This is a genomic window from Collinsella sp. wc0583, from assembly GCF_046116915.1.
Classification (GTDB): domain Bacteria; phylum Actinomycetota; class Coriobacteriia; order Coriobacteriales; family Coriobacteriaceae; genus Collinsella.
Genome location: NZ_JBJXBN010000004.1, coordinates 83,430 through 103,418 on the forward strand (window position 1 = coordinate 83,430; position 19,989 = coordinate 103,418).

A 19,989-nucleotide genomic window follows, 5' to 3' on the forward strand; every position below is an offset into this window, starting at 1 on the left:
TGGCCCAAGCGTGAGTCTCGGCAGCAAACTATCCGATGCAAAGGTCTCCTTTGCGATATTCAAGCGCGACATTAAGCGACTACTTGTGAACCCCGTCGCCTTGGTGGTTACCCTCGGCGTGTGCGTTATTCCCTCGCTGTATGCCTGGTACAACATCGTGGCAAACTGGGATCCGTACGGAAACACTCAGGGTATCAAGATTGCCATCGCCAACAACGATCGGGGCACCCAAAACGACCTGGTGGGTGAGCTCAACGCGGGTGATAAGGTCGTCGATCAGCTCAAGGAGAACGATCAGTTGGGCTGGACCTTCGTCGATTCGGCGGCCGACGCCAAGGAGGGCGTCGAGAGCGGTGAGTACTATGCGGCCATCGTAATCCCCAAGAACTTCTCGGATAACCTGGTCTCGATGCTCGACGGCAACTACCATCAGCCCAAGCTTACGTACTACGTCAATGAGAAAAAGAGCGCTATTGCGCCCAAGGTTACCGACACCGGTGCAAACACCATCGAGGAGCAGATCAACTCGGAATTTGTCTCCACGGTGGGCGAGACCGTTGCCAGTATTGCCAAGGATGCCGGAGTCGATTTAAAGGACAAGGCAACCCAGACTCAGGATTCGTTGGCCGGTTCGGTATCAGAGGCTTCCGATACGTTGGGCGAAGTGCGTGATTCGATTGGCGACATGAATGCCGCCATCGATAAGACGAGTGGTTCCATTGCCTCGGCAGATGCGGCACTTGCCGGTCTGCAGGGTCAGGCGCCGTCGCTGACGCAGGCGATCTCCCAGGGCAATGACCTGCTGGGCGAGGCTCGCGCCACGGCGGGCAACTCTGTCGCCTCGCTCTCCAAGGCGCTCTCGGAAGGCAGCCTTGCGCTCACCAAGACGTCAGCCTCTGCGAACGCTGCCATCGGCAAGCTGACGGGCACGGTCACATCTACGACCACCCGTATCGACAACTCGCTCGAGTCTCTCCAAGCGACGATCGACCACAATAAGGCCGTTATCGGGCACTTAGAGATTCTCGCCAATGACACGTCGACAGGTTCCGAGGAAATTGACGCGCGCATTGTATCGACCATCGATTTGCTTCGAGAGCAGAATGAAAAGCTTCAGAGCATCAAGGACGGTCTGTCCGCGCAGTCGAGCGCCATGGCGAATGACGCCGCGGCTGTCTCGGGTGCCAGCGACGCTATCAATAACGCAATCCAGACCGGTGCGACCAACCTTGGCCAGGCCCAGACGGACCTGGGTCAAAACGCGCTGCCGAAGGCCTCGAGCGCGCTTGATTCATTTGCCGCCGTCTCGGGCGATCTGACGGGAATCGTGTCTGGCCTCACGCCTACTATTGCAAGTGCGCGCGGTACACTTTCGCAACTCAACGCTACGCTCGGTCAGGCCAAGACCACGCTGTCCCAGACCGACGCCTCGCTTGCCAAGGTCCAGGACAAGCTCGCCACCGCCGCCAACGACATCGAGGCGCTGCAGACCTCCGAGTCCATGGGCGAGCTGGCCGACCTGATGGGCGTCGACGTCGATGACGTTGCTGACTTCATGGCATCTCCGGTTGAGCTCGCGTCCAAGTCGATCTATCCGGTTAAGAGCTTCGGCTCGGGCATTGCTCCTTTCTACACCAATCTGGCGCTTTGGGTGGGCGGCTACGTGCTCATCGCCATTTACAAGCTCGAGGTCGATCGCGAAGGCGTTGGCAGCTTTACCGCGCGTCAGGGCTACTTTGGCCGCTGGTTGCTCCTGGTGATCCTGGGCGCGTTGCAGGCCATTATCGTTACGGTGGGAGATCTGGTCATTGGCGTACAGTGCGTCAGTCCGCTCCTATTTGTGCTGGGCGGCATCGCCATCTCATTTACGTACGTCAATATCATCTATGCGCTGTCCACTACGTTTAAGCATATCGGCAAGGCAATCGGCGTCATTCTTGTCATCGTGCAGATCCCGGGTTCGTCGGGCATGTACCCCATCGAGATGATGCCCGGCTTCTTCCAGTGGCTGCACCCGCTGCTGCCCTTTACCTATGGCATCAATCTGCTGCGTGAGACGGTCGGCGGCATGTATTCGTTCAACTACCTGTTTAACCTGTGCATTCTGGGCGTGTTCTTGATCGTGGCGCTCTTTATCGGCCTGCAGCTGCGTCCGCTGCTGCTCAACCTCAACCTGCTCTTTGATAAACAGCTTTCCACGACCGGTATGATGATTTGCGAGTCTAACGACCTGCCGCGCGAGCGCTACTCCTTGCGAACGGCCATGCGCGTCGTGCTCGATTCCGATTCGTACCGTCGCGAACTGCTCGATCATGCGGTCGCCTTTGAACATCGCTACCCGTACTACATCAAGGGCGGTTTTGCCGCCGTGGTGGGCGTTCAGGTCCTGCTCTTTGTCCTGTCGACGGTTCTCGATATCGACAATAACGGCAAGATTATCCTGCTGGTCATTTGGATCATCTCGGTTATTGCCATCTGCGGCTGGCTTATCAATATCGAATACATCCGCGCGAGCCTCAATACCCAGATGCGCATCTCGGCGCTTTCGGATGAGGACCTGCGCCGCGAGATACGCGAGCACACGGCCGCCATTCCTGCCGCCCGCCGCATGTTTGGCCTCAACGCCAGCGAGCGTGGTGCCAAGGGCGGCGATCAGTCCACGGGCCGCTTGCCGCATATAGGCTCGCACCATAAATCTCAGGGCAGCGACAGCACAGCCACAAATGATGGAGATACCACCCCGCTTGGCAAGCACTCCAAAGGAGGTGAGGCATAAATGAAGAACATCCTGCATCTGTTTAAGCGCGATGTCCAAAACGTGTCTCGCTCCGTAATCGGCTTGGTTGTCGTGATGGGCCTCATTATCGTGCCGTGTCTGTACGCGTGGTTTAACATCGCCGGCAGCTGGGATCCGTACGGCAACACCGGCAATCTTAAGATCGCCGTGGTCAACACCGATGAGGGTTACGAGAGCGATCTGATCCCCGTCGAGGTTAACGTGGGCGAAAACGTGACCGCCACCCTACGCGGCAACGAGAGCTTCGATTGGGTTGTGCTTAACGATCGCGAAAAGGCTATCGAGGGCGTTAAGTCGGGCGCGTACTATGCTGCCGTCGTTATCCCCAAAACGTTTAGCGCCGACATGATGACGCTTTTCTCGACCGACGTGAAACACGCCGATATCGAGTTTTACGAGAACCAGAAGGCCAACGCCATCGCGCAGATCGTGACCGAGAAGGGTTCGAGCGCCGTTCAGAACCAGGTTAACGAATCTTTTACCGAGACCATTACGAGCATCGGTCTTAAGACGGTGTCCAGCCTGCTCGATTACATGAGCACCGACCAAGTCAGCAACTTTATCGCCAACCTGTCCTCGACGCTCAGCGATTCGATTGAGGACCTGCAAGACGTTCAGGCTAATGCTTCGTCGCTGGCGGGCATTTTGAGCTCTACGTCCGATTCGTTGACGTCGGCGAGCGGTATGCTCCAGCAGACGGGTACGGTCGATGAGTCGACCAAGCGGTTGATGGAGCATGCCAAGAGCGGCATCGATGATTCCAAAGAAGCGCTTAAGGCGGCAAACGATGCCATCGATGCCGCGATCGATGGAAGTGCGGGTTCGTTCGATAACGTTTCTACCGAGCTCGCAAAGGCATTCGACACTGCAAACCAGCATGTCAATCTTACGGTGTCTCAGCTCAACGATGGCGCAGCGTCACTCAATAAACGTGCCGACGAGATTGATGCCACGGCGAACGAGCTCCGTAGTCTTGCTGGCCAGGTGAGTAACGATAAGCTCAAGGCAGGGCTTGAGGACGCGGCTGCCGAGCTTGACAAAACCGCGACGGAGTACCGCAACAATGCCAATGAGCTGACGAATATCGCGACGTCGCTCACGAAGAGTATGGCCGAGGTCAACAACTCGCGTGCCGAGGTCGATCAGGCCATCGCCGATGCCAAGGCCGGCATCGCGGGTGCCAAATCCGATTACGATTCTACATTCTCGGTTAAGGCCAAGGAGCTCAAGAAGACCATTTCGGGCGTTCTGGATTCCCTGAACGGTATCTCGGGCGACCTGGATAGTGCTGTTGCCGGCCTGACCGACGCATCCGGTTCGCTGGCAAAGGGCCTCTCCAAGGCTGCAAAGCTGGTCAACAAGGCTTCCGATCAGCTGGGCGAGGCGTCGGACAAGATCAGCGCGTTTAAGGACGAACTCGACGGTGCCCTTATGTCTGATGATCTAGCCACGATCAAGACGATGATCGGCAATGATCCCGAGGGTCTGGCCGTGTCGCTTTCCGGCCCTGTCGCACTCGACCGTAAGCCGGTCTATCCGATCCGCAACTACGGTTCGGCCATGGCGCCGTTCTACACGATTCTGTCGCTCTGGGTCGGCTCGATCGTACTGGCGGCCATGATGAAGGTCTCGGTTGACGATGAGCTTATCAACGAGCTCATCCCCGTGCGCCTGCACGAGATCTATCTGGGTCGTTACCTGTTCTTTGGCGGTTTGGCTCTGCTGCAGGCAACGCTCGTGTGCGCGGGCGACATTCTGTTCTTTGGCATTCAGTGCGACAACCCGCTGCAGTTTGTGCTAGCGGGCTGGGTCGCGAGTCTCGTGTTCTCCAATATCGTCTACACGCTTACGGTTTCGTTTGGCGATATCGGCAAGGCGCTCGCAGTCGTGCTGTTGGTCATGCAGGTCGGCGGTTCGGGCGGCACGTTCCCCATCGAGATGACCGGCCCCGTGTTCCAGGCGATCTATCCGTTCCTGCCGTTTACTCACGGCATCAACGCCATGCATGCCGCCATGGCTGGCGCCTACCATATGGAGTACTGGGTTGAGCTGGGCATTCTGGCGAGCTATCTGATTCCGTCGCTGGCCTTGGGCGTCGTCTTCCGCCGTCCGGTCATCAAAGCCAACGACTGGATTATCGAAAAGCTTGAAAGCACGAAACTTATTTAGTGCAACAGCGTGACATCGACGAAACATCGAGGTTTACTCTGCCGACGCTTTAGTGGGCTGGATTGCGTGGGCTGCTTGGTTGTTGCTACAGTAGCGGGGCGTGCCGGGGGTCCGGTGCGCCCTGCTTTTATTTGACCATGAGGCGGCACGCAGCCATGCGCGTGCGGACACCACGCCCAGATTGAGCGCGAGGATGCCCTATGGCCCAGCATGCCACTGACAATATCGAAATGATGCCCGATAGCCCTGTTGCTCGCGAGGACCTGGGCGCGGGCGGCACCTCCCGCGGCGCCGGCGCTCGCTCGCCGCTGTTCTGGAAAGTCCTGCTGCTTTCGGTGGCAGTCGTCTGGGGCTACTCCTTTACGACCATGAAGGACGCGCTCGACACCATTCCGGTGTTCGAACTGCTCTACGTGCGCTTTCTGCCTGCGGCGTTGGTCATGTTTTTCATCTTCCACAAGCGCATCATCGCGCACCTCAACGCCCGCAACCTTATCGTCGGACTTGGCATGGGCGCACTTATGTGGGCCGCCTACGCCCTGCAGACAGTCGGTCTGGCGCACACCACGGCGGGCAAGAATGCTTTTTTGACGGGCACGTATTGCATCGTTGTGCCGTTCGCGAGCTATTTTCTGAGCGGCGAAAAACTCACCCGCTATAACCTGGGCGCGGCGCTGCTGTGCTTGGCGGGCATTGGCTTGGTGGCGCTCGATAGCGTTGAATTCAACATCGGTGATGTCATTACGCTGGCGGGTGCGGTCTTTTTCGCCATCCAGATGGCGGTGACTGCCAAGTACGGTCGCAAAATGGACATCAACGTCATCACGTTTTGGATGTTTGTGGGCAACGGCGTGCTGAGCCTGGCAACGTCGCTGCTATTCGAGACCCAAGCGCCTCTGTCCGTGTGGACGCCGAGCTTTATCAGCGCGATGGCGTTTCTCTCGGTTGGTTGCACATGCGCGGCTCTGCTCATCCAAAACGTCGGCTTGGCGCATGTCTCGGCCTCGACGGGCTCACTGCTCCTTTCGATGGAGTCGCCTTCGGGCGTGCTGTTCTCGGTGCTGCTGATGGGGGAGGCGCTCACCTCTCGCCTGCTCGCCGGCTTCGCGCTCATCTTTCTTTCGATTATCTTGAGCGAGACGCATTTCGATTTCTTGCGCCGAAAATCACACCCGCAATTGTAAACAACTTGTTGCGCCGCCCTCCCAGGGCGGCATTTTTATGTCATGCCCTTACAGTTGTACCTTGCACTTTACGCTATCAAAGTGCGTGCTGCAAAAACGTTACTGGAGGGCTTCTATGGCATCAGCTCTGTCCGATTTTCAACCGCAACCAGCGCCCCAGGCCACCGCGGCGGCGCAGGCCGCTATCGGTGACGGTCTTGTCGCAGAAGCTCAGGCTTTTGCAGACGAGCTCGCTGCATGGCGACACGATCTACACCAGATGCCCGAGCTGGGTAACAATCTTCCGCAGACGTCTGCCTATATCCAGGCACGTCTGGACGAGATGGACATCCCCCATACCACGCTAGTCGACGGTTCCTGCGTCGTTGGCCTGATCGGTGCCGGTGCGGCCGCTCAGGGCAATGGCACGTGCAAGGACGAGCAGGCCGGAACGGTCGTCATGCTCCGAGGCGATATGGATGCCCTTCCCGTTGTCGAGGAATCCGGCGAGCCCTTTGCATCCACCAATGGCTGCATGCATGCTTGCGGTCACGATATGCACGCGACGGCCCTGCTTGGTGCGGCGCGCCTGCTCAAGGCCCGCGAGGCCGAGCTTGTGGAGGCCAACGCTACCGTCAAGTTGCTGTTCCAGCCGGGCGAGGAGACCTTTGAGGGAGCACGCGCTGCCATCGTCGATGGCCTGCTGCAGAACCCGCGTCCTCAGGCGGCCTTTGCCATGCATGTCAACAGCCAGTCGCCGCTTGGCCTGGTGCTCTACGGCAGCCCGGCGCTCTCGGGTGTGTACGGTTTCCGCATCACGCTCCAGGGCAAGGGCGGCCACGGTTCCAGCCCCGAGATCTGCATCGACCCCATCACGGCCGGCGTCCACGTGCACCTGGCGCTCCAGGAGCTTATCTCCCGCGAGGTGCCGGCGGCCAAGGAAGTCGCACTTACCGTTGGTAAGTTCGCCGGCGGCTTGGCGGCCAACGTCATCCCCGACACCTGCGTGCTCGAGGGAACGCTGCGCGGCTTTGATGTTGAGCTCATGGCTCACCTAAAGACCCGCATCGCGGAGGTCGTTAACGGCGTTGCTACGACCTATCGTACGCCGGCGACCATCGAGACGCTTTCGGATGTTCCGCCGCTTGTACTCGACAGACACTATGACCCAATCCGAGGGCACTAAAAAGATAGGAGCCCCCGCTCGTGACCGCGGGTCGGGGCTGCGACAATGATGTTGAAGTGCCATAGGCGCAGCCGCGCCGCAACGAGGTTGGGAGGCTCCCATGCCAAAGTATTCTACCGCGTTCGGGATGGACGTCCACCTGAGGTCGACCACCGTCTGCGCCCTCGACGCGGACACCGGCGAGGCCGTGACGAGGAGGTTCCCCGGCAACCCCTGGGGCGAGATCGCCGGGTGGATGGATGGGTTCCCCGGGCCGTCGCTCGCGGCCTACGAGAGCGGCTACCTCGGCTTCGCCCCGCAAAGGGAGCTCGCCGGGCTCGGCGTCGAGTGCGTCGTCGCCGCGGTCTCGAAGATCCCCAGGTCGGCCGCCGACTCGGCCTCCAAGAACGACAGGAACGACGCCGCCAGGATGGCCAAGGCGATACTCGCCCACGACATCTCCCCCGTATGGATCCCCTCCCCCGAGGTCGAAGGCATCAGGGACCTCGCCGGCGCCTACGACGGGGCGACCGCGCGCCTGGCGACCGCCAAGCAGCGGCTGCTCGCCTTCCTCGCAAAGCGAGGGTTCGTCTACGGCGGCACCACGCCCGCCGGCAACCCGAGGAAGTACTGGACCTACGACTTCCTGAGGTGGCTCGACAAGGTCAGGCCGGAGGACGATGGCGGGGTTCGGACGCTCGCCGCCCTGAGGAACGAGGTCGAGGCCGCGGCGGAGGCCCGGGCGGACCTGCTCTCCGAGTACAGGGCCGCCGTGGATGCCAGCCCGATCGCCGCGGAGGTGGCCGCCCTCCAGTCGATCAAGGGCTGCGCCTTCGCGCTGGCCGCAGCCTTCTCGGCCGAGGTCGGCGACTTCACGAGGTTCCGTTCCGGAAGGCAGGTCACGGCCTATTTCGGCCTCGCGCCGAGTCAGAGGTCGAGTGGCGACTCCGTGCGGCTCGGAGGCATCAGCGGTGCGGGCAACGCGCTCGTGAGGAAGCTGGCCGTTGAGGGTTCATGGTGCTACGCCGCGGCACGGCACCAGCCGAAGCTCATGCCAAGGGACACGGGCGTGCCCCTCGAGATAAGGATGCACGGGAGGAAGGGGTCCGAGCGGCTCCTGCGGCGGCGCAAGGAGATGCTCGCCCGCGGCGTGCCCGCGGCGAAGGCCAACGCGGCCACCGCGGCCGAGCTCGTGAGGTGGCTCTGGGCCCTCGGCATGATGTGCCGGGAGGGCGCGGAATAGACATAGCCCCCGTCCCGGCGAGCCGGGCGGCCTTCGGGGATACCCCCTATTTCGCTGTGCGCGCGGAGCCCTCCGCATGCGCCTCGACAGACTTGGGGAACCCCGCCGAAGGAACGGAGTGCGGGCCGACAGAACGGTATCCGCGGATATGAGACTGAGCCGAAGGCGTCGACGACATGCCGGGGGCGGACCGGGACGGGTTAACGGCAGGCCCCGCCGACCGATTGCAAGCGGTCGGCGGGGCCATTGTGGCTCTTGACAGCGGATTGGGTCATATGAGCGATATGACTCAGGCGTCGCTTGGCTACGTGGGCGCAGTGCTGCCCAAGACGGCTTTCTTGCCGCTTTTCCATGCCATGGCGAGTGAGGACTTCGCGCTTATCTCGAGCAAGATCCCAAGTGCGTACTTTACCGTGGGCGCGGCCGTAACCGACACGGACGAACACTTTGCCCAGCACCATCCCAAGGCACGTTTTAACGATGCCGAGCTGCCGCTCGGTGCCGCGGCCTATACCGCCGTCGCTTTGGGCTATATCGCCGACCACCGGTAGCACCCAACCTTGCCTTTCAAGCCTGCGGGCATGGCCGTAAGGCCTATGCCCTTGTCTTTCAAGGCAATCTTGGGCACTACCGGCGCCTGGCTTTGTCATCATGGCCACGTGCTACACGATTTTCGTTAACTGCATGAGCCTGTTTCAGCCGCTCGTCGTCAGCGACCTGGGCATCACGCTTGCGCAGTACAACATCTCCAACGCCATCTCCACCGTGGTGAGCGTTATCGGCTCACTTGTGATCGGTCATGTTGCCGATAAAGTAAGCGGTCGCGTTTTGGGCTCCCTCACTGTAATCGCCACCTCTGCCGTTCTTGCCGGCATGAGCTTTGTCGGTGAGCTATGGCAGGTCTACGTGCTCTTTTCTGTTCGTCCCGTTCTGTCCGTGGCCGCCTTGGAAGCCGAATGGATGCTCGTACCATCATTCGGTTTCCAAGGCGGCCACGGGCCTACGAAATGATCCCTATTCCTCCGTCCCCAAGGGATCACGTGATCCGAAGGGGACGGAGGAAAAGGGATCACAAACAGCGGCGGCGCGTCTGGCCGAACGAGTCCCCATACCCTCGTTCGGTCAGACGCGCCGCCGCTGTTTGTATTTGTGCCGTATAATGACCGTTACCTATGACGCGATACAAAAGAAAGGTGTTTGCCCATGCAGGCACAGAAGGCGGAGGGAACCCGCGACCTTATCGGCGCCGAGATGCGCGCCTGGCAAAAGATGCAGCAGATTGCGGCCGGCGTGTTCGAGCCGTTTGGTTTTAAACCCATCGAGACGCCCGCGATCGAGCAGGTGGACGTGTTTGTCCACGGTATCGGCCAGTCGACCGACGTCGTGCGCAAGGAAATGTTCCGCGTGTTCAGCGGTGCCAACCTGGAGCGCGTCTTTACCGAGGGCACCGACACCAAACTCAAGCCCAAGCAGCGCCTGGCGCTTCGCCCCGAGGGCACGGCCGGCGTGGTGCGCGCTGTCGTCGAGAACAATCTGGTGCCCCAGGGCTCCACGCCGTTTAAGGCGTACTACGCCGAGGCCATGTTCCGCGGCGAGCGTCCCCAGAAGGGCCGCCTGCGCCAGTTCCACCAGGTGGGCATCGAGTGGCTCGGCGCTCCCGATCCGGCGGCAGACGCCGAGTGCATCATCATGCTCATGGAGTTCTACAAGAGCCTGGGCTTCGATCTTTCCAAGCTTCGTCTGCTCATCAACTCGATGGGTGACGCCCAGTGCCGTCCGGCTTATCGCGAGCAGGTTAAGCAGTTCATCCTCGATCACGCAGACGAGATGTGCGATGAGTGCCGCGAGCGCGCCGAGCTCAACCCGCTGCGTGCCTTTGACTGCAAGAACGACCACTGCCGCGAGATCATGGCCGAGGCTCCGCTGATGGGTGACAACCTGTGCGATGAGTGCCGCGAGCACTACGAGCAGGTCAAGCGCTATCTGGATGCCGCCGGTATCGAGTATGTCGAGGATCCCACCTTGGTGCGCGGCCTGGACTACTACACCCGTACTGTCTTTGAGGTCGAGGCCCCTGGCGCCGGCGTCGGCTCCATCGGCGGCGGCGGCCGCTACGATGGCCTGGTCGAGCTCGAGGGTGGCAAGCCCACGGCGGGCGTCGGCTTTGCTGTCGGTTTTGAGCGCGCCCTGCTGGCCCTGCAGGCCTTTGGCAGCGATTTGGGTGCCGATGAGGCCCCGTGCGTCTATGTCGCCAACGCCGGCAAGGAGCTGCGTCAGAACGTCTTTGCCATTACGCAGGAGCTTCGCGCCGCAGGTATCGTGACCGAGGCCGACTATCAGGGTCGTTCGCTCAAGGCCCAGTTTAAGCAAGCCGATAAGGTAGGCGCCAAGCTCATCTTGGTCCTGGGTGGCGACGAGCTTGCCGCCGGCAAGGTCAAAGTGCGCGACATGCAGAGCCATGACGAGGTGCTCGCCGATCTGGACAACGTCGTCGAGGCGGTTCGCGAGCGCCTGTAGCGCATCTTTTTGAGCTTCGGGCCTGCTAACGTGCCCTGCTCATGGAGAGCGATTGTTACGGGGGTGTTTCGCTTTTATGCGGAATGCCCCCGTTTACGTATGCCGCCCACCGAGAAATACGACCATTTAGGGCAAAAACCTTTGCAATGCAGAAAATACTTTTGTGTGGTAAAGCGCAATCAGTGTCGAAAGTATTTCTCAAGCGCCTATAATGAATACCGCATGTTACGTGCATAGAAGGAGGAATGGGAGGAAACGTGGCTGAGAACCTAAGCAACCAGTCTGTACCCGAAGCCGCGGCGCGCGTCGCTGCCGTGGTCAACCGCCTCGTTAACCGAATCGGCTCGAATGCCGAGTCCAGGGAGCGTCTCGCCGAGATCGAGATCCCCGAGGAGCTGCGCGACAATCTGGCGCTGTTCTTGCGCCTGGAGCGCCGTGTGCTTAGCGAGTATGATCCCGAGATCGCGGACCTGTTCGACAAGATTTTGACAGCCGAGATTGTGGTCAATGCCGGCAACCCCGGTACCTGCGCTGCCGACGAAGCCGTCGACGAGCAGGGCGTGCCCACCGCCGACGAGCCCACTGCCGTGGCATTTCGTGAGGTCGTCGATTTGATCGACAGCCTGCCGCTCGATAAGCAGCAGGTCATCGTTCGCGCCTTTACGAGCTTTTTCCATCTGGCAAACCTGTCGGAGGAGAACTACCGTGTGGCGCAGCTGCGCGAGCGCGAGGCCGGTGCGTCGACCGATACCGAGGTCGATCCTGCCAACGAGCTTACCGTTGCCTATCACCAGCTGGTGAATGAGCTGGGTGTCGAGGGTGCCAACGAGCTGCTCGACAAGCTCGAGTTCCACCCTGTCTTTACCGCACATCCCACCGAGGCCCGTCGTAAGGCCGTCGAGGGCAAGATCCGCCGTATCTCCAACCTGCTGGAGGAGCGTCCGCGTCTGGGCGGCTCCGACCTGGTGGAGAACGAGCGCCATATGCTGCAGGAGATCGACGCCCTGGTGCGTACGAGTCCCATCGCGCTCAAGAAGCCCACGCCGGTCGAGGAAGCCGATACCATCATCGACATCTTCGATAACACGCTGTTCGACGTTATCCCCGTTATCTATCGTCGTTTTGACGATTGGGTGCTGGGCGACAAGGCCGGTACTGTGCCGCCGCTGTGCCCGGCGTTCTTCCATCCCGGCAGCTGGATCGGTTCCGACCGCGACGGTAACCCCAACGTCACCGCCAAGGTGAGCCGTGAGGTCGCCGCCAAGTACTTTACGCACATGGTGCTCAAGCTCGAGGACAAGTGCCGCCACATCGGCCGCAACCTCACGCTCGAGGCTACCTACAGCAAGCCTTCTGCCGAGCTCATTAACCTGTGGAACCATCAGGTCGAGATGAGCCCTCGTTACACGGCCCGCGCCGAGCTGATCTCCGAGCACGAGCCGCATCGCGCCGTCATGCTCGTCATGGCCGACCGCCTGAACGCCACCGTGCGCCGCATCACCGACACCATGTACCACAGCGCCGACGAGTTCCTGGATGACCTGCGCGTCGTCCAGCGTTCGCTTGCTGCCTGCGGTGCCGTCCGTGCCGCCTACGGTCCGGTCCAAACCATCATCTGGCAGGTCGAGTCCTTCGGCTTCCATATGGTCGAGATGGAGTTCCGTCAGCACTCCGTGGTGCACGCCCGCGCCCTCAAGGATATCCACGAGAACGGTATCCATGGCGACCTGCAGCCCATGACGCGCGAGGTCATCGATACCTTCCGCGCTATCGGTTCCATCCAAAAGCGCTACGGCAAGAAGATGGCGCACCGCTACATCATCTCGTTTACCAAGAGCGCCCAGCATGTGGCCGACGTCTTTGAGCTTGCCCACCTGTCCTTTGCACACGAGGAGGATGTCCCCGAGCTCGACGTGATCCCGTTGTTCGAGCAGCTCGAGGACCTCGAGGGCTGCGTCGACGTGCTCGATCAGATGCTTACGCTGCCCGTGGTGCAAAAGCGCCTTGCCCAGACCAACCGCCGCATGGAGGTCATGCTGGGCTATTCCGACTCTTCCAAGGATGCCGGTCCTACCACGGCCATGCTCGCGCTGCACTCCGCGCAGGAGCGCATCGCCAAGTGGGCAGAGAAGAACGATATCGACCTGGTGCTCATGCACGGTCGCGGCGGTGCCGTGGGCCGTGGCGGCGGCCCGGCCAACAAGGCCGTGCTGGCGCAGCCCAAGGGTTCGGTCAACTGCTTCTTTAAGCTTACCGAGCAGGGCGAAGTCATCTTTGCCCGTTACGGCAACCGCACGCTGGCTCAGCGCCATGTTGAGTCCGTTGCCGCCGCAACGCTTTTGCAGTCGGCCCCGAGTGTCGAGAAGACCAACACCGAGACCACGCAGAAGTTCTGGGATATGGCCGAGAAGCTCAACACTGCAAGCCACGAACGCTATCTGGACCTGCTGAACACCGAGGACTTTACACCGTGGTTCTCGACCGTGACGCCGCTGACCGAGGTCGGTCTGCTGCCGATCGGCTCGCGTCCCGCCAAGCGCGGTCTGGGCGCCAAGTCGCTCGATGACCTGCGTACCATCCCGTGGATCTTCAGCTGGAGCCAGGCGCGCATTAACCTGGCCGCTTGGTACGGTCTGGGCACCGCCTGCGAGCAGCTTGGTGATCTTGACCAGCTCAAGGCTGCCTACCAGGAGTGGCCGTTCTTCCGCACCTTTATCGACAATATTGAGATGTCGATCGCCAAGACCGATCAGCGCATCGCCAAGATGTATCTGCACCTGGGCGATCGCCAGGATCTGTCCGAGAAGGTCTTTACCGAGATGCAGCTCACGCGTAAGTGGGTCCTTGCCATCGTCGGTGACGAGTGGCCGCTGCAGCGTCGTCGCGTGCTCGGCTGCGCCGTTCGCGTGCGTAACCCCTACGTCGACGCCCTGTCCATCGCCCAGGTCCGCGCCCTTCGCGAGGTGCGCATGAACCAGGACGAGATGGCCGAGGAGAAGAAGGCCGAGTACATGAGCCTGATTCTTTCGACTGTGACCGGCGTCTCGGCAGGATTGCAGAACACGGGGTAATCGATAGCCCTGTGGCTCTCACCGGGACCCGATGGGTCTCCCTCTGAATGCGTCCTCGCACTTGAAGCCCCCTTATCCTGCTCCTTCGGAGCTGCGGATAAGGGGGCTTCGTGCTGCGGAATGCATTCAGAGGGAGACCCATCGGGTCCCTTCGTCCTCGGTCTGCAGGGATTAAAGCTGATGATAATAAAGCGCGCTTCTCGCCCCGCGTCTTATCGATTGGGATTGAGATGCATGTGGTGCTTCGCGCCTTACAGCTGTGACTGCCGCGGTCCCGTTTGGGATCGCGGCCGTTTTGTTATGGGTCAAATATGAACGTTGTGTTAATGAGTCGGTGGACGGTGGAGTTTTTCGGTGAGCGGCGTATCCTTCCAACGGTTTATCTAGTGTGTCAGTTGAAAGGAAGAGGGCGCTCGTCATTGTTTGAATGTGAACTGCCGTTTGACCACAAGACGTTGCATCTGGAGCTTGAGGATAAGAACTTCGCGGGTGTGATGGAAGGTCATCAAAACGAGTTTAAGACCACGAAATCGCAGGAAGAGCTGGTAGAGGAGTCGCTTGCCAACCCTTATGGCTCGCCTTCGCTCGAGGAGCTTTGTGCTGGCAAGAAGGATATCGTCATCATTAGCTCCGACCATACGCGCCCCGTTCCCTCGCGTGTGACGATGCCTATTCTGCTGCATCACATCCATTCCGCTGCGCCTGAGGCGCGCGTTCGCATTCTGGTTGCTACGGGTATGCATCGTCCGTCGACGCACGAGGAGCTCGTCAACAAGTACGGCGAGGAGATCGTTGCCAACGAGGAAATCGTTATGCACGTCGCGACTGACGACAGCATGATGAAAAAGATCGGCACCCTGCCTTCTGGCGGCGAGTGCATCATCAACAAGATTGCCGCCGATTGTGATCTGCTGCTTGCCGAGGGCTTTATTGAGCCGCACTTCTTTGCCGGTTTCTCCGGCAGCCGCAAGTCCGTGCTGCCCGGCATCGCCAGCTACAAGACCATCATGTACAACCACAACGGTCAGTTTGTGAACGATTCTCATTCGCGTGCCGGCAACCTGTGCCACAACCATGTGAGCGAGGACATGTTTGCCGCTGCCGAGATGGCTCACCTTGCCTTTGTGCTCAACGTGGTGCTCAACGGCAAGCACGAGGTCATCGGCTCCTTTGCCGGTGACATTCACAAGGCACACGAGGCTGGCTGCGAGTTCGTGAAGAGCCTTGCCGGCGTTGAGCCCGTCGAGTGCGAGATTGCCATCACCACCAACGGCGGCTACCCGCTCGACCAGAACATCTATCAGGCCGTGAAGGGCATGTGCGCTGCCGAGGCCACGCTTCCCGAGGGCGGCGTGATTATTGATGTCGCCGGTTGCGCCGACGGTCACGGTGGCGAAGGCTTCTATCACAACATCGCCGACAACGATCCGGCGGAGTTTGAGCGCGCCTGCATCGACCGTCCTAAGGACGAGACCCTGCCCGACCAGTGGACGAGCCAGATTTTCGCCCGCATCCTGGCGCATCACCCTGTGATTATGGTCACCGACCTGTGCGATCACCAGCTGCTCAAGGATATGCACATGACGCCGGTCAACACTATCGAGGAGGCGCTCAAGCTCGCCTTTGAGATGAAGGGTGCCGATGCCAAGGTTGCCGTCATTCCCGATGGCCTGGGCGTTGTCGTCGCGCAGCACTAGTGCACGGCCCAAACGAATCGTTTATAACCGACAAGAAAGATAAGGTTTTATGCTTACCAAACTCCTCTGCGAATTCGGCGCAACGGCCCTCATGATCATCTTTGGCGTGGGCGTACACTGCGATACCGTGCTTAAGGGCACCAAGTATCAGGGCTCCGGCCACATGTTTGCCATCACCACCTGGTCTTTTGGCATCTCGGTCGCTCTGTTTATCTTTGGCGGCGCCGTGTGCATGAACCCCGCCATGGTGCTTGCCCAGTGCATCGTCGGCCTGGTGCCGTGGAGCAGCTGCATCCCCTTCATGATTGCCGATATGCTCGGCGGCTTTGTGGGCGCCGTAATCGCTTGGCTTATGTATGCCGATGAGTTCAAGGCTTCCGAGGGCGTCGTCGACCCCATTGCCCAGCGCAACATCTTCTCGACCAACCCCACCACCGAGGGCACGAACTATGCCCGCAACTTCTTCTGCGAGGCTATTTGCACCTTCGTGTTCATCGGCGCCATCCTTGCTGCCGCTAACCGCGCTGGCGAGAACGTTCTGATGCTCGCCATCTGCGTCGGCCTGATCGTTTGGGCTGTTGGCATGGGTATGGGCGGCATCACCGGCTTCGCCATGAACCAGGCTCGTGACCTTGGTCCTCGCATGGCCTATCAGGTTCTGCCGATTAAGAACAAGGCTGACAACAACTGGAAGTACGGCCTGCTCGTTCCTGGCATCGCTCCGTTTGTCGGTGCCGCTCTGGCTGCACTGTTTGTGCACGGTTTCTTGGGCATGTTCTAGTCAAAGGACGGCTCTATAAGGTCCGGGCTCGGTAGGGGTTAACTTTCCAACGCGTCCTCGGACATGCAAAAAGGCTCGCTGCGCACTTTGTGCGGCGAGCCTTTTTGCGTCCTGCGGAGTGCGTTGGAAAGTTAACCCCTACCGAGCCCTGGGCATTCTTGGCTGTGTTCGAACAAGCAACTCAACATATATATCTGAATTTGGATGGGAGGGGCTTGTTGCTGGTAGGGGCGTTGAAGCGTGAGTGAATCTTTGGGATGCGTGGCGCCTTGGGTTGGGGCGATGCTTTGGGATGAGGTTCTTACTTAGTTGAAGAGGGGTTTTATGGCTGAGAGGTAGTCTTTGGCTACGTCCTCTTTTGGGGCTTGGAAGTTGTGCCAGGCCCACCATTGGACGGTGGCTACGAAGCTTGAGGCTATGTGGTGTAGTAAGAAACTGCGGTCCATGGTGGCTGCTGGGCCTGCGGGGTCGACGGGGACGGTTTCGGCTGCTCGGGACATGATGGTCTTACGTAGACAGTCGGCGAAGACGCGTGAGCCGGCGCCGGCTACGAGGGCTCGAACGCCCTGGCGGCGCTCCCAGAGGTTGTTGAGGATATGCTCGACCTGCACGAGCGGATCATCGAGGGGCGTACCGTCATCGTCGAGGGCATGGGTGCAGATATCGCACACGAGCTCAGCGAGTAGGTCATCTTTGCTCTTGAAGAGGCCGTAGAACGTGGCCCGACCCACATGGGCGCGAGCGATGATGTCACCGACGGTGATCTTGCCGTAGTCCTCTTCGCGCAGCAGCTCGGAGAACGCCGCGACGATCGCAGCGCGGCTTTTTGCCTTGCGGGCATCCATGGCTATGCGTCCGCGTGAACGAGCAGGCAGCGGAGCGTACCGGAGCAACCTTCGTAGGGGCGTTTGCCGGCGCCGTAGCCGACGGCTTCGATGCGGTAGCGTGAGGGCAGTTGGTCGGACGTGCGCAGCGCGGTGACGATGGCGGCGCCCGTCGGCGTCACGAGCTCGCCGGCGACCGGTGCAGGCGTGAGGGCGATATTGCCCGCCTGGCACAGGTTGACGACAGCGGGGACGGGAATGGGCATGAGGCCGTGGGCACAGTGGATGGTGCCGTGACCCTCGGAGAGCGACTCGACCACGATGTCCTCAATACCAAGGTCGTCGAGGCAGATGGCGACAGAGCAGACGTCGACGATGGAGTCGACGGCGCCCACCTCGTGAAACAGGACGGTGTCGGGCGTTTTGCCGTGAGCCTTGGCCTCGGCAGCGGCGAGTACGGAAAAAATGGCGAGGGCGCGACGCTTGGCGCCATCGCTTAGCTGCGAGCCGTCGATGATGGCTGTGACGTCCGCCAAAGAACGGTGGTGATGGTGGTGGGCGTGATGATGGCCCTCGTGGCCATGACCGTGGGCCTCATGGTCATGGTCGTGGTTGTGTGTGTGCTCGTGTTCGTGCTCATCATGGTCATGATGGTGGTGCTCATGCTCGTGCGTATGCTCGGCAGCTGCTTCGTTGCCGTAGAGCCAGGCCATATCGTGATCGTGGTTCTCGAGCTCCTCTGCAAGCTGGACGTCGAAATCGCAGGCGTCGATGCCATGCTTGTTTGCACGCGTGACGGCGATCGAAAAGCCGTCGACCGGCAGCGTGGCGAGCTGTTCGCGCAGGTGTTCCTCGCTGGCGCCCAGGTCGAGCAGGGCCGCGACGGTCATATCGCCGCTGATGCCCGAGGTGCCGTCGATGATAAGCGTATGCTGATGGTTGGACATGGAATGCTCCTTAACGGGCGCGGGGTGTGCCGGCGCTCAGATGGTTGATAAGACTTGCCTGGTAGGCGGCACCAAAGCCGTTGTCGATATTGACGACCGAAACGCCGCTGGCGCAGGAGTTGAGCATGGCGAGTAGCGCGGCTACGCCACCAAAGCTCGCACCGTAACCCACGCTGGTAGGAACGGCGATGACCGGACAGCTTACCAGGCCGCCGACAACGCTCGCCAGTGCGCCCTCCATGCCGGCAATGGCGATGACCACCTGTGCCTGGGCAAGCTCCTCGGCATGCGCGAGCAGACGGTGCAGGCCGGCGACACCTACGTCGTAGAGGCGATCGACCTCGTTGCCATAGAACTCGGCCGTCACTGCCGCCTCTTCGGCGACGGGCAGGTCGCTCGTGCCGGCGCAGGCGACGACGATGCGTCCGTTGCCGGTGGGGGAGGGCTTGCCTCCCACGAGGGCGAGCTGTGCGTCCGGGACATATCCCAGGTCGATGCCGTTGTCGAGGAGCTCCGAGGTGCGGGCTGCTTTTTCGGCGTCCAGGCGCGTGACCAGGATGCGCTCCTGGCCGGCATCGTGCAGTGCTTCGATAATGGCGGCAATCTGCTCGGCGGTTTTACCGGCACCGTAGACAACCTCGCCGGCTCCCTGGCGCACTCCGCGCGAAAGATCGAGCTGCGCAAAGCCCAAATCGGCGGTCGGAGCCGTCTGGATGCGCGTGAGGGCGACTGCCGGGGTGACTACTCCGTCGGCAACATCGCTCAGCAATTGCTCAAGATCTCGCTTATCCATATATGTTCCCTTCGACGGCGCAAAGTCTAGCACTCAAAGGGTATGTTTCCGAACACTAAGACAAAATTGTTCGGAAACTATAGGACGGACTGATTCATTTTTTAGACGGATCGGCTAGTCGCGCAGGATGATGTCCATGGCGAGCATCAGGTTGCGCTCGTCGATGGCAAACGGGGCGGCTTCGCGCGTCTTGGGCTTGGCACAAAACGCGATGCCCGTGCCCGCGGCCTGAATCATGGGAATGTCGTTGGCGCCGTCGCCGATCGCGACGGTATGGGCCATGTCGACACCGCACTCAACCGCCCAATCCAGCAGCTGGATGAGCTTGGATTCCTTGGTCACAATGTTTGCCGCCAGCTTGCCGGTAAGCTTGCCGTCCACGACTTCCAGGCGGTTGGCCAGGCAAAAATCGATGCCCGCGGCGGCCACGATTTTGTCGGTGACCTCGTGGAAGCCACCGCTTACCACGCCGACCTTCCAGCCTTTGCTGTGCGCCGAGCGCACAAGCTCCAGCGCGCCGGGGGTAAACGTCACCCGCGCAAAAGTGCGATCGAACACGCTCTCATCCAAGCCGGCAAGCAGCCCCACGCGCTCCTCGAGCGCCTGCTTAAAGTCAAGCTCGCCGCGCATGGCGCGTTCGGTGATCTGTGCAACTTGCTCGCCCACGCCGGCCTCCTCACCCAACAGGTCGATGACTTCCTGGTTGATGAGCGTGGAGTCGATATCCATAACGATGAGGCGTGCGGTCATGACGGGCCTTTCCGAGTGCAGTTGTATTGGGGCACATTGTCGCACGCGGCGCGCCTTGGTGACGGCCAGGCC

15 protein-coding genes are annotated in these 19,989 nt (G+C 60.5%); 11 read left to right on the forward strand and 4 right to left on the reverse strand.

From position 1 onward, the window contains the following. The first annotated feature begins 10 nt into the window (after nt 1-10). The 11 genes from ACKUUJ_RS04510 to larD all read left to right on the forward strand — a co-directional run bounded on the left by ACKUUJ_RS04510 (nt 11) and on the right by larD (nt 16,603). Nucleotides 11-2,776: a YhgE/Pip family protein gene (locus tag ACKUUJ_RS04510; protein ID WP_409064789.1), complete on the forward strand. Its 2,766-nt coding sequence runs from the start codon at nt 11-13 to the stop codon at nt 2,774-2,776. Beyond that, nucleotides 2,777-4,966, forward strand: coding sequence for a YhgE/Pip family protein (locus ACKUUJ_RS04515; protein ID WP_409064790.1), 2,190 nt, complete (start codon nt 2,777-2,779; stop codon nt 4,964-4,966). A gap of 200 nt (nt 4,967-5,166) precedes the next feature. Continuing rightward, nucleotides 5,167-6,150, forward strand: coding sequence for a DMT family transporter (locus tag ACKUUJ_RS04520; protein ID WP_117770437.1), 984 nt, complete (start codon nt 5,167-5,169; stop codon nt 6,148-6,150). 115 nt (nt 6,151-6,265) lie between these two features. Continuing rightward, nucleotides 6,266-7,315: a M20 family metallopeptidase gene (locus ACKUUJ_RS04525; RefSeq protein ID WP_409064791.1), complete on the forward strand. Its 1,050-nt coding sequence runs from the start codon at nt 6,266-6,268 to the stop codon at nt 7,313-7,315. 100 nt (nt 7,316-7,415) lie between these two features. After that, nucleotides 7,416-8,537, forward strand: coding sequence for an IS110 family transposase (locus tag ACKUUJ_RS04530; RefSeq protein WP_349089033.1), 1,122 nt, complete (start codon nt 7,416-7,418; stop codon nt 8,535-8,537). A gap of 275 nt (nt 8,538-8,812) precedes the next feature. Further along, a complete protein-coding gene (locus tag ACKUUJ_RS04535; RefSeq protein ID WP_409064792.1) occupies nt 8,813-9,088 on the forward strand; it encodes a hypothetical protein in 276 nt (91 codons plus the stop codon). A 133-nt stretch (nt 9,089-9,221) separates the two neighbouring features. Beyond that, nucleotides 9,222-9,548 carry a hypothetical protein gene (locus ACKUUJ_RS04540; RefSeq protein ID WP_409064793.1) on the forward strand — a complete coding sequence of 109 codons (327 nt, stop codon included), beginning with the start codon at nt 9,222-9,224 and terminating at the stop codon, nt 9,546-9,548. A 192-nt stretch (nt 9,549-9,740) separates the two neighbouring features. Then, complete coding sequence (gene hisS, locus ACKUUJ_RS04545) at nt 9,741-11,054, forward strand: histidine--tRNA ligase (protein ID WP_409064794.1); 1,314 nt, start codon at nt 9,741-9,743, stop codon at nt 11,052-11,054. Nucleotides 11,055-11,311: 257 nt separating this feature from the next. Next, nucleotides 11,312-14,125, forward strand: a complete 2,814-nt coding sequence (locus tag ACKUUJ_RS04550; RefSeq protein WP_370446102.1) for a phosphoenolpyruvate carboxylase — start codon at nt 11,312-11,314, stop codon at nt 14,123-14,125. A gap of 419 nt (nt 14,126-14,544) precedes the next feature. After that, complete coding sequence (gene larA, locus ACKUUJ_RS04555) at nt 14,545-15,822, forward strand: nickel-dependent lactate racemase (RefSeq protein ID WP_409064795.1); 1,278 nt, start codon at nt 14,545-14,547, stop codon at nt 15,820-15,822. A gap of 49 nt (nt 15,823-15,871) precedes the next feature. After that, nucleotides 15,872-16,603 (forward strand): D/L-lactic acid transporter LarD, encoded by a 732-nt coding sequence (larD, locus tag ACKUUJ_RS04560; protein ID WP_409064796.1) that lies wholly within the window; start codon nt 15,872-15,874, stop codon nt 16,601-16,603. A 305-nt stretch (nt 16,604-16,908) separates the two neighbouring features. Here the strand turns inward: larD and ACKUUJ_RS04565 are convergent, their stop codons facing one another. The 4 genes from ACKUUJ_RS04565 to serB all read right to left on the reverse strand — a co-directional run bounded on the left by ACKUUJ_RS04565 (nt 16,909) and on the right by serB (nt 19,917). Then, nucleotides 16,909-17,448: a TetR/AcrR family transcriptional regulator gene (locus ACKUUJ_RS04565; protein WP_409064797.1), complete on the reverse strand. Its 540-nt coding sequence runs from the start codon at nt 17,446-17,448 to the stop codon at nt 16,909-16,911. A 2-nt stretch (nt 17,449-17,450) separates the two neighbouring features. After that, on the reverse strand, nt 17,451-18,374 hold the full coding sequence (locus tag ACKUUJ_RS04570) for a LarC family nickel insertion protein (protein WP_409064798.1): 924 nt from the start codon (nt 18,372-18,374) through the stop codon (nt 17,451-17,453). A gap of 10 nt (nt 18,375-18,384) precedes the next feature. Continuing rightward, a complete protein-coding gene (gene larB / locus ACKUUJ_RS04575; protein ID WP_409064799.1) occupies nt 18,385-19,167 on the reverse strand; it encodes a nickel pincer cofactor biosynthesis protein LarB in 783 nt (260 codons plus the stop codon). A gap of 114 nt (nt 19,168-19,281) precedes the next feature. Beyond that, a complete protein-coding gene (gene serB, locus ACKUUJ_RS04580) occupies nt 19,282-19,917 on the reverse strand; it encodes a phosphoserine phosphatase SerB (protein ID WP_409064800.1) in 636 nt (211 codons plus the stop codon). Between the last annotated feature and the right edge of the window lie 72 nt (nt 19,918-19,989).